This is a genomic window from Micromonospora sp. AMSO12t (assembly GCF_008806585.1).
Taxonomy (GTDB): domain Bacteria; phylum Actinomycetota; class Actinomycetes; order Mycobacteriales; family Micromonosporaceae; genus Micromonospora; species Micromonospora reichwaldensis.
Genome location: NZ_WAAS01000227.1, coordinates 1 through 10,630, shown reverse-complemented (window position 1 = coordinate 10,630; position 10,630 = coordinate 1). Strand labels below are relative to the sequence as shown.

General features: G+C 73.8%; 7 protein-coding genes and 1 pseudogene. 6 read left to right on the top strand and 2 right to left on the bottom strand.

From position 1 onward, the window contains the following. Positions 1-6 precede the first annotated feature (6 nt). The 6 genes and pseudogenes from F6X68_RS25315 to F6X68_RS25290 form a co-directional block, all read left to right on the top strand. Positions 7-786: pseudogene (locus F6X68_RS25315) on the top strand (TIGR03084 family metal-binding protein); the annotation flags it as partial. 125 nt (positions 787-911) lie between these two features. After that, positions 912-2,735, top strand: a complete 1,824-nt coding sequence (locus tag F6X68_RS25310; RefSeq protein WP_151456623.1) for an acyclic terpene utilization AtuA family protein — start codon at positions 912-914, stop codon at positions 2,733-2,735. Then, positions 2,732-3,871 (top strand): acyl-CoA dehydrogenase family protein, encoded by a 1,140-nt coding sequence (locus F6X68_RS25305; protein WP_151456622.1) that lies wholly within the window; start codon positions 2,732-2,734, stop codon positions 3,869-3,871. Before F6X68_RS25310 ends, F6X68_RS25305 begins: the two co-directional genes overlap by 4 nt. After that, on the top strand, positions 3,868-5,469 hold the full coding sequence (locus tag F6X68_RS25300; RefSeq protein WP_151456621.1) for an acyl-CoA carboxylase subunit beta: 1,602 nt from the start codon (positions 3,868-3,870) through the stop codon (positions 5,467-5,469). The genes F6X68_RS25305 and F6X68_RS25300 overlap by 4 nt, the downstream gene beginning before the upstream one ends. A gap of 55 nt (positions 5,470-5,524) precedes the next feature. Beyond that, entirely contained in the window at positions 5,525-7,588 is a 2,064-nt protein-coding gene (locus F6X68_RS25295) for a biotin carboxylase N-terminal domain-containing protein (RefSeq protein ID WP_151456620.1), read from the top strand. A 16-nt stretch (positions 7,589-7,604) separates the two neighbouring features. Continuing rightward, positions 7,605-8,795, top strand: coding sequence for an acyl-CoA dehydrogenase family protein (locus F6X68_RS25290; RefSeq protein WP_151456619.1), 1,191 nt, complete (start codon positions 7,605-7,607; stop codon positions 8,793-8,795). Between the two features lie 69 nt (positions 8,796-8,864). Here F6X68_RS25290 and F6X68_RS25285 read toward each other — a convergent pair whose 3' ends face one another. Together F6X68_RS25285 and F6X68_RS33670 are read right to left on the bottom strand one after the other, a co-directional pair. Beyond that, positions 8,865-9,494, bottom strand: a complete 630-nt coding sequence (locus tag F6X68_RS25285) for an amino acid transporter (protein ID WP_192581539.1) — start codon at positions 9,492-9,494, stop codon at positions 8,865-8,867. Positions 9,495-9,844: 350 nt separating this feature from the next. After that, on the bottom strand, positions 9,845-10,630 hold a 786-nt coding region (locus tag F6X68_RS33670), incomplete at its 5' end, for a hypothetical protein (protein WP_225852414.1).

The following is a 10,630-nucleotide window of genomic DNA, read 5'->3' as shown; positions in this document are numbered from 1 at the left end:
GGCACCATGGTCGACCTCAAGGACCTGCTCGCGGACCTGGCCGACGAATCCCAGCAGCTCGACGACCTGGTGACCGGCCCGCCGACCGACTGGGAGCGCGCCACGCCGTCCCCGGGCTGGAGCGTCGGGCACCAGATCGCCCACCTCGCCTGGACCGACCACGTCGCACTGCTCGCCGCCACCGACGCCGAGGCGTTCCTCGCCGTCGTGCTCGCCGCCCCCGACCCGGCCCGGCTCGTCGACGTCGGAGTGGCGGAGTTCCTCGCCCCGCCGAGCGGGTTGCTTCCCCGCTGGCGGGCCGGCCGGGCGGCGCTCGCCGACGCGTTGGCGCGCGTGCCGGCGGGCGGGAAGCTGCCCTGGTTCGGCACCCGGATGTCGGCCGCCTCGATGGCCACCGCTCGGATCATGGAGACCTGGGCGCACGGCACGGACGTGGCCGACGCGCTCGGCGTGACCCGCCCCGGCACGGCCCGACTGCGGCACGTGGCGCACCTCGGCTTCCGTACCCTCGGCCACAGCTTCGCCGCCCACGGCCGGCCGGTGCCCACGGCGCCGGTGCGGGTCGAGCTGGCGGCGCCGGACGGCGACACCTGGGCGTACGGCCCGGCCGACGCCGCCGACCGGGTCACCGGTCCCGCGCTCGACTTCTGCCTGCTGGTCACCCAGCGGAGGCACCGCGCGGACCTGGCGCTGGCGGCGACCGGCCCGGTCGCCGACGCCTGGCTGGACGTCGCGCAGGCCTTCGCCGGCCCACCGGGTCCCGGCCGCCCGCCGACGGCTCCCGCACCCGACACGGCCGACACGGCCAACGCACCCGGCACGGCCGACACGACCGACGCGGCCAACACGACCGACGCGGCCCCCGCTGCCGGGGCGGCCGGCTGGACCGGCGTGGCGGGCGGGGTGCCGGCGTGAGCGACGTGCTGCGGGTGGGCAACGCCTCCGGCTTCTACGGTGACCGGTTCACGGCGTGGCGGGAGATGCTCGACGGCGGCGAAGTGGACGTGCTGACCGGCGACTACCTCGCCGAGCTGACCATGCTGATCCTCGGCCGGGACCGGCTGCGCGACCCCTCCCTCGGCTACGCGAAGACCTTCCTCCGCCAGCTGGAGGGCTGCCTCGGCACGGCGCTGAACCGGGGCATACGGATCGTGACAAACGCCGGCGGGCTGAACCCGGCCGGCCTGGCCGCCGCCATCGGGTCGCTCGCCGACCGGCTCGGCCTGACCGTCCGGGTCGGGTACGTCGAGGGCGACGCCCTCGCCCGCCCGGACGCGCTGACGGCGAACGCCTACCTGGGGGCGTACGGCATCGCGGCCTGCCTCGACGGCGGGGCGGACGTGGTGGTCACCGGCCGGGTGACCGACGCGTCACTGGTGGTCGGGCCGGCGATCGCCCGGTTCGGCTGGGGGCGCGACGACCTGGACGCGCTGGCCGGGGCGACCGTCGCCGGTCACCTGGTCGAGTGCGGGGCGCAGGTGACCGGGGGCAACTTCAGCTTCTTCACGGAGCTGCCCGACGGCGGGCGGCGCCCCGGCTTCCCGGTCGCCGAGCTGCACCCCGACGGCTCCTGTGTGATCACGAAGCACCCGGGCACGGGCGGCGCGGTCACCGTGGAGACGGTCACCGCCCAGCTGCTCTACGAGGTCGGCGGCCCGGCCTACCTCGGGCCGGACGTGGTGACCCGGCTGGACACGGTCACCCTGAGCGCCGACGGGCCGGACCGGGTACGGGTGAGCGGCGTCCGGGGTACGCCCCCGCCAGCCACGCTCAAGGTGGGCGTCAACAACCTCGGCGGCTTCCGCAACTCGATGACCTTCGTCCTGTGCGGGCTCGACATCCCCGCCAAGGCGGCTCTGGTGCGGAGCCAGGTCGAGGCGGCGGTCGGCACGGAGGGGCTGGCGTTCACCCTGGCCCGCACCGACCACGCCGACGCGGTCGACACCGAGGCGGCGAGCGCGCTGCTGCACGTACACCTGCGCGACGGCGACAAGGCGCGGGCCGGGCGGGCCTTCTCGGCCGCCGCGGTGGAACTGGCCCTGGCCTCCTACCCCGGCTGCACGCTGACCACGCTGCCGGGCGACGCGACGCCCTACGGGGTGTTCACCGCCGACTCCGTGCCGCAGGACGCGGTGCCGCACGTCGCGGTGCTCCCCTCCGGCGAGCGGGTGTCGATCCCGCCGCCGGCGCGGACCGCCGGCCCGCCCGACGAGCCGGGGTCCCCCGCCGGCCCGCCCGACGGGCCGGCGCCCGACAGACCGACGCCCGACGCAACGGCGTCCGACGGACCGACGCCCGACGCAACGGCGTCCGACGGGACAGCGTCCGACGGGACGGCCCCGGCGGCCGACCGGCCCGTCCGGCGCGCGCCGCTCGGCGAGCTGGTCGGGGCGCGCTCCGGCGACAAGGGCGGCGACGCCAACCTCGGCGTCTGGGCCCGCACGGACGCCACCTGGCGGTGGCTGCGCGGCTGGCTGACCACCGCGCGGCTGCGCGAGCTGCTGCCGGAGACCGCGCCGCTGACCGTGGAGCGGTACGAGCTGCCGAACCTGCGGGCCGTCAACTTCGTCGTCCGGGGCCTGCTCGGGCAGGGGGTGGCGGCCTCCACCCGGTTCGATCCGCAGGCCAAGGCGCTCGGCGAGCTGCTCCGGTCCCGGCTCGTCGACCTGCCGGCGGAACTCACGCCCGGCCCGGACTCCCCGGCCGTAGGCGCGACGCCCCGGGAGGGCCGATGACCATCGTGGACACGCCGGAGCGCCGGCAACTGCGGGAGCTGACCCGGGCCTTCGTCACCCGGGAGGTGCTGCCGCACCTGGACGGCTGGGAGCGGGCCGGCGAGATCCCCCGGGAACTGCACGCCACCGCCGCCAAGCTCGGCCTGCTCGGCATCGGCTTCCCGGAATCGGTCGGCGGCAGCGGGGGCGACCTGCTCGACTCGGTCATCGTCACCGAGGAGATCATCCGCTCCGGCGGCTCGTCCGGACTGATCGCGGCGCTGTTCACCCACGGCATCGCCCTGCCGCACATCGTCGCCTCCGGCGACGCGGAGCTGATCGACCGGTACGTCCGGCCCACGCTGGCCGGCTCCATAATCGGCGCGTTGGCGATCACCGAACCGGACGGCGGCTCGGACGTGGCGAGCATCCGCAGCCACGCCCAGCGCGACGGCGACCACTACGTGGTCAACGGGTCGAAGACCTACATCACCAGCGGCGTACGGGCCGACTTCGTGACCACCGCCGTCTGCACCCTGCCGCCGGGCACCGGCGCCCTGACCCTGCTGGTGATCGACAAGGGCACGCCGGGCTTCACGGTCGGGCGTCGGCTGGAGAAGCTCGGCTGGCACTGCTCCGACACCGCCGAGCTGTCCTTCGTCGACGTCCGGGTGCCGGTGACGAACCGGGTCGGCGCGGAGGACACCGCCTTCCTGGCGATCATGCAGAACTTCGCCGCGGAGCGGCTCTCCCTCGCCACCCAGGCGTACGCCATCGCGCAGCGTTCCGTGGAGCTGGCGGTGCGCTGGTGCCGGGACCGGTCCACGTTCGGCCGCCCCCTGGCGAGCCGGCAACTGATCCGGCACCGGCTGGCCGAGATGCACACCCGCACCGAGGCGGCCCGCGCGTACGTGCACCAGGTGGCGGCCCGGGTGGCGGCGGGCGAGCCGGTGGTGACCGAGGTGGCGATGGCGAAGAACGTCGCGGTGGCCGCCTGCGCCGAGGTGGTCGACCAGGCGCTCCAGTTGCACGGCGGCTACGGCTACCTGCGCGACGCCGAGGTGGAGCGGCACTACCGCGACGCCCGGATCCTCGGCATCGGCGGCGGCACCACCGAGATCATGAACGAGATCATCGCGAAGGGCATGGGCCTATGACGACACTGCGCAGCGCGGTCGACGCGTCCTCGCCGGGGTACCGCGCCAACCGGGAGGCCCTGCTGGAGCGCCTCGCCGAGCTGGAGACGGCCCTCGACCAGGCCCGCGCCGGCGGCGGCGAGAAGTACGTGGCCCGGCACCACAAGCGGGGCAAGCTGCTCCCCCGGGAGCGGATCGAACTGCTGCTCGACCCGGACAGCCCGTTCCTGGAGCTGTCGCCGGTGGCGGCGTACGGCACCGACTTTCCCGTCGGCGCCAGCGTGGTGACCGGCATCGGCGTCGTCGAGGGCGTCGAGTGCCTCATCGTCGCGAACGATCCGACGGTACGCGGCGGCGCGGTGAACCCGTGGTCGCTGGCGAAGACCCGCCGGGCGGGCGAGATCGCCCTGGCCAACCGCCTGCCGATGGTGAACCTGGTCGAGTCGGCGGGCGCGGACCTGCCCACCCAGGCGGAGATCTTCATCCCGGGCGGTCGGGTGTTCCGCGACCTGACCCGGCTCTCGGCCGCGAAGATCCCCACCGTCAGCGTGGTCTTCGGCAACGCCACCGCCGGGGGCGCGTACGTGCCGGGGATGTCCGACCATGTGATCATGATCCGGGACCGGTCGCAGGTCTACCTGGCCGGGCCGCCGCTGGTGAAGATGGCCACCGGCGAGGTCACCGACGACGAGTCCCTCGGCGGGGCCGCCATGCACGCGAGCACGTCCGGGCTGGCCGACTTCCTCGCCGAGGACGAGCCCGACGGCATCCGGCTCGCCCGGCAGTGCGTACGCTGGCTGAACCGGCGCAAGCAGGGCCCGCCGCCGCGCAACCCGTTCCCGGCTCCGCCGAAGTACGACCCGGAGGAGCTGCTCGGCATCGCCAGCGCCGACCTGAAGGTGCCGTTCGACCCGCGCGAGGTGCTGGCCCGGGTGCTCGACGGCAGCGAGTTCGACGAGTTCAAGCCGGCCTACGGCACCGCCCTGGTGACCGGCTGGGGCGAGCTGCACGGCTATCCCGTCGGGGTGCTGGCCAACGCGCGGGGCGTGCTGTTCAGCGAGGAGGCGCAGAAGGCGGCCCAGTTCATCCAGCTCGCCAACGCCGCCGACACCCCGCTGATCTTCCTCCAGAACACCACCGGCTACATGGTCGGCACCGAGTACGAGCAGCGCGGCATCATCAAGCACGGCGCCCTGATGATCAACGCGGTGTCGAACTCGACCGTGCCGCACCTGACGGTCAACCTGGGCGCCTCCTACGGCGCCGGCAACTACGGCATGTGCGGGCGGGCGTACGAGCCGAGGTTCCTCTTCACCTGGCCGAACGCCAAGTCGGCGGTGATGGGGCCGGCGCAGCTCGCGGGCGTGCTGTCCATCGTGGCCCGGCAGGCCGCCGCCGCCCGGGGCCGGGACTACGACGAGGACTCCGACGCCGCGATGCGGATGATGGTCGAGCAGCAGATCGAGTCGCAGTCCGGCGCGCTCTTCCTCTCCGGCCGGCTCTATGACGACGGGGTGATCGACCCCCGCGACACCCGTACTGTCCTTGGGCTCTGCCTGTCGGCGATCCACACCGGACCAGTCAGGGGCGCCGACGGCTTCGGCGTCTTCCGACTGTGAGCGCGAGGAACGCAGCGAAGCGGAGTCCCGCAGTCGCGAACGAAAGGCAGACTCAGTGATCACGAGACTTCTGGTGGCGAACCGGGGCGAGATCGCCCGCCGGGTCTTCGCCACCTGTCGGACGCTGGGCGTCGAGACGGTGGCCGTGCACTCCGACGCCGACGCCGACGCGCCGTTCGTCGCCGAGGCCGACCAGGCGGTGCGGCTGCCCGGGAACACGCCCGCCGAGACGTACCTGCGGATCGACCTGATCCTCGACGCGGCCCGCCGGGCCGGTGCCGACGCGGTCCACCCCGGCTACGGCTTCCTCGCCGAGAACGCCGAATTCGCCGCCGCGGTGACCGACGCCGGGCTGACCTGGGTCGGCCCGCCGGCCAAGGCGATCGCCGCGATGGGCGACAAGGTGGCGGCGAAGGCCCTGCTCGCCGAGGCGGGCGTGCCGATGCTGCCCACCTGGACCGACGCCGACGCGATCACCGACTTCCCGGTGCTGGTGAAGGCGTCCGCCGGCGGCGGCGGGCGCGGCATGCGGATCGTCCGCGACGCCGCCGACCTCGCCGAGGCCGTCGCCTCCGCGCGCCGCGAGGCGGCTGCGGCGTTCGGCGACGGCACGGTCTTCGTCGAGCGGTACGTCGAGCGCGGCCGGCACGTCGAGGTCCAGATCTTCGGCGACACGCACGGTACGGTGGCCGCCCTGGGCGTGCGCGAGTGCTCGATCCAGCGCCGGCATCAGAAGATCGTCGAGGAGGCCCCCGGGGTCCTTCCCGCCGAGGTCCGGGAACGGCTGCACGAGGCGGCGGTGGCCGCCGGCCGGGCGGTCGACTACGTGGGCGCCGGCACGGTCGAGTTCCTGCTCGCGCCCGACGGGGAGATCTACTTCCTGGAGATGAACACCCGCCTCCAGGTCGAGCACCCGGTCACCGAACTCTGCACCGGGCTGGACCTGGTCCGGCTGCAACTGATGGTCGCCGAGGGCCAGCCCCTGCCGGAGAACGCCATTGACCCGAACTGGATGCGTGGCTACGCGATCGAGGTGCGGCTCTGCGCCGAGGACCCGGCGCAGGGCTGGCTTCCCGCCACCGGCACCCTCCACCGGTTCGCGGTCCCCGGGGTGGCGCGGGAGTTCGGCAACCTCCGGGCGATCGGCCTGCGGCTGGACTCCGGCGTGGTGGACGGCTCGACCGTCGGGGTGCACTACGACTCGATGCTGGCGAAGGTGATCGCCTGGGGCCAGACCCGCGCCGAGGCGATCCGGCTGCTGGCCGACGCGCTGACCCGGGCCGAGCTGCACGGGGTGACCACCAACCGGGACCTGCTGGTCCGCATCCTGCGCAGCCGCGAGTTCGGCGCCGTGGAGATCGACACCGGTTTCCTGGACCGGCACGGGGAGGTCTTCGCCCCGCTGCTGCCCACCGACCAGCTCCCCCTGGTGGCCCTGGCCGCCGCGCTGGCCACCGCCGCCGCCCGCCGCGCCGCCGCGCCGGTGCTCGCCGGCCTCCCATCGGGCTGGCGCAACGTGCCCGCCTTCCCGCAGGTCACCCGCTACGCGGGACCGGACGGCGAGATCGAGGTCCGCTACCGGCTGGACCGCTCGGGCGGCCTCGCCGAGTGGTCGGCCTCGCCGGGCGCCGGCTCCACCGCCCGCACCGACGGTTTGGCCCCGGACGGAGCGGCCCCGGCCAGCGGGTCGTCGTCGGACAAGGCGGCCCCGGCAGGCGGGCCGACGCCCGTGGTGAGCCTTGTCCAGGCCACCCCGGACCGGGTGGTGCTCGACGTCGACGGGGTGCGGCGGGCGTACCGCGTACACCGGGTGTCCTCGGAGGTCTTCGTGGACGGCCCGGACGGGGCGGCGAGCCTGACGGAGCTGCCGCGCTTCCCCGAGCCCACGGCGGAGCTGGCGGCCGGGTCGCTGGTCGCGCCGCTGCCCGGGGCGGTGACCCGGGTGCACGTCGAGGTCGGCCAGCGGGTGGCGGCCGGCGACCTGCTGCTGACCCTGGAAGCGATGAAGCTGGAACATCCCGTGCTCGCCCCGGCCGACGGCGTGGTCGCCGAGCTTCCGGTCGCGGCCGGCGGGCAGGTCGACACGGGCACCGTGCTGGCCGTGGTCAACCCCGAGTGATCCTGGAGGCCCCCCGATGAACTTCGACCTCACCCCCGAGCAGGACCAGCTCCGCGACGCCGTGCGCGCCCTGGGCCGCCGGTACGGCCACGAATACTTCGTCGCCAAGGCGAGAGCCGGCGAGCACACCACCGAGCTGTGGGACGAGGCCGGCCGGCTGGGCTACCTCGGGGTCAACATCCCCACCGAGTACGGCGGCGGCGGGGGCGGGATCACCGAGCTGGCCATCGTCTGCGAGGAGCTGGCGGCGGCCGGCTGCCCGCTGCTGCTGCTGGTGGTCTCCCCCGCCATCGCGGCCACGGTGATCGCCCGGCACGGCACCGAGGAGCAGCGCAAGCGCTTCCTGCCCGGTTTCGCGGACGGCTCGCTGAAAGTGGTCTTCGCGATCACCGAGCCGGAGGCCGGCTCCAACTTCCACCGGCTCGGCACGGTGGCCCGCCGCGACGGCGACGACTGGCTGCTCTCCGGTCGCAAGTGCTACATCTCGGGCGTCGACGAGGCGTCGTACGTGCTGGTCGTCGCCCGCGTCGCTGTCGAAGACGGCCAGGCCGGCACAGGGGATGCCACTCCGCAGAAACTAAAGCCGGCGCTGTTCATCGTGCCGACCGACGCGCCGGGGCTGACCCGCTCCAAGCTGGACATGGAGATCGTCTCCCCGGAGAACCAGTTCCTGCTCTACCTCGACGACGTGCGGCTGCCCGCCGACGCGCTGGTCGGCGAGTCGCTGGACGCCGGCCTGCCCGCGCTCTTCGCCGGGCTCAACCCGGAGCGGATCACGGTCGCCGCGATGGGCGCCGGCACCGGCCGGTACGCGATCGAGCGGGCCAGCGAGTACACCGCCACCCGCAAGGTCTGGGGCGGCCGGACCATCGGCTCCCACCAGGGCGTGGCCCACCCGCTCGCGCACGCCGCCGTGCAGGTCGAGCTGGCCCGCCTGATGATCCACAAGGCGGCCACCCTCTATGACGCGGGCCGCGACCTGGAGGCCGGCGTCTCCGGCAACATGGCCAAGTACGCCGCCGGGGAGGCCGCCGCGCTGGCGGTCGACACGGCCGTCCAGGTGCTCGGCGGGGCCGGCATGACCACCGAGTACGGCGTGGCCACGCTCCTCGGCGCGGTGCGCGCCGGCCGGATCGCCCCGGTCAGCCGCGAGATGATCCTCAACTTCGTCGCCCAGCACGTCCTCGGTCAGGACAAGTCCTACTGACTCCGGCTCGCCCCGTGCCAGGTACGGGATCCACCCGTTGAGGCAGGCTCTGACGGCGGGGAGCACCGCTCATCGTGGATGGGCGGTGTGGGTCTTCAGTGCTCGGCGCCAATGATGGTCAGGAAGGGTGGTTCCCAGGGCCTCGTCGAGCCATCGGCTGGCTGGTTGGCTGAGAAGCGGCAGGGCTGCGGCGAAGTCGATCTCATCCTTGGCCAGTTGGTTTGCCGGCTTCGCCTTGTAGTGAAGCTGGACCTCTGGAGCAAGGTACGGCCAGCCATCGCGGGTGCGTCGACCGAGGCGGTCGACAGGAAGTGTCACCGCCGGGTGGCGTCGCGAGTGCCAATGCTGCCCTTCGGCGTTGTCGATCATGAACTGGATCCGCCAGGGCGAGGTGGGACCTTCTCGGCACCAGATGTCGTGGACGTGTTCGGGAAGCAGCTCCCCCTCTCTCCAGGGACGCAGCTGCCCGGGCGGATCGGCGGCTTGGATGTCCCAGCCGGGTAGGACGTGGTGGACCATCCACTGATCACGTCGAAGGATCAGGACATCGATGTCACCGTGGGGGCGAAGACTGCGGCCGGCGAACAGTTCGATCGCGTAGCCGCCGGCGATCCACCAAGGCTGTCGAACGTCGCTGCGGCGAAACCGGTCCACGACTTGTCGAGGAGTCTCCGGCTCCCATCTTCCGAGATCGCTCATCGGTCCATCGTTCCACTCAGCAGGGCTGACGCAGCGGGCCATGTTTCGTCTGACAACGTTGGCCGGGCGACGAAGCTGTCCGGCAGCCGGGGGCAGCCGATGGCCACACCCGGCGCCGTCGCTCGGGCGTCGGACCTGCCGCCCTTGATGTCCCTGGACGAAGCTGGCCCACTGGCCGCCGGTGAAGGACGACACCTCCGCGTGAGCGCCCGCCCCGGTGATCAGGACGCCATGGACCTCAAAGCAGCCGGATGACGTCCATAGGATCCTGATCACCCGCCCCGCGCCCCGGCGCGACTGGGCGGCGGCCGGCAGGTCAGCCGCGACGGCATCCGGCCGATGGCGTAGTGCTAGCGCAGGACGTTGGCGATGTGGCCGCCGGCCTGGATGCTGGGGGCCTGGAACGAGGAGACGACAGCGTTCCACGGCTCGGGATGGGGGCCGGACGGCGGATTCGGCTTCGGGATGCGGATCTGCCACGCCAGGCTGTTGCCGCACCAGTCGCCGTCGAGGTGGTCGCCGTGGATGGTGGCGGCGATCGGCTTTCCGGCGATGGCGACGCCGGATGCGGTGGCTGCCGTCGGCTCGTGCCAGGTTCCGGCGACGTTCGAGGTGGCCCGGACGGCACCGTCGTGGCCGGCGAACATGACGATGGCCGGGCCGCCGGCGAACTGGGCCGCGGCGAGGTGCGCCCCGGCCGGTGCGGCCCCGGCACCGGCGACGGCGACCGGTTGCCACGGGTCCGGTATCGGGCCGCCGGTCAGCCTCACCTGCCAGATCCGGCCGTCGAGCCCGGTGACGAACCCGGCGAGGGCGGAGATGGCGGCGAGCCCGCCACCGGGTGTGGCGAAGTTCGGCGGGCTGGCCGGTGCCGTCGTCCAGGTGCCGGTGCTGTTCGACCGGACCACGCGGAGTGCGCCGTCGGTGCCGACGAACGCCACTCCGGGAGTGGTCCCGGGGATCGCGGCGACAACCGCGCCGGGTGGGGCGATGCCGGCGACGGTGATCGGCCGCGGCCCGACCGGCGCGCCGCTCAGGTATGACCTGTTGAAGACCGCGCCGTTGCGGCCGACGAAGAAGACGTCCAGGCCGGCGGCGGCTATCGGGGCCCCGGGTGGGGCCAGGCCGGAGGGGCC

What these genes read in the sequence shown, in the direction of transcription:
- F6X68_RS25305 (WP_151456622.1), top strand. Translation starts at nt 2,732, where the DNA reads ATGACCATCGTGGACACGCCGGAGCGCCGGCAACTGCGGGAGCTGACC.
- F6X68_RS25300 (WP_151456621.1), top strand. Translation starts at nt 3,868, where the DNA reads ATGACGACACTGCGCAGCGCGGTCGACGCGTCCTCGCCGGGGTACCGC.
- F6X68_RS25290 (WP_151456619.1), top strand. Translation starts at nt 7,605, where the DNA reads ATGAACTTCGACCTCACCCCCGAGCAGGACCAGCTCCGCGACGCCGTG.
- F6X68_RS25285 (WP_192581539.1), bottom strand. Translation starts at nt 9,494, where the DNA reads ATGAGCGATCTCGGAAGATGGGAGCCGGAGACTCCTCGACAAGTCGTG.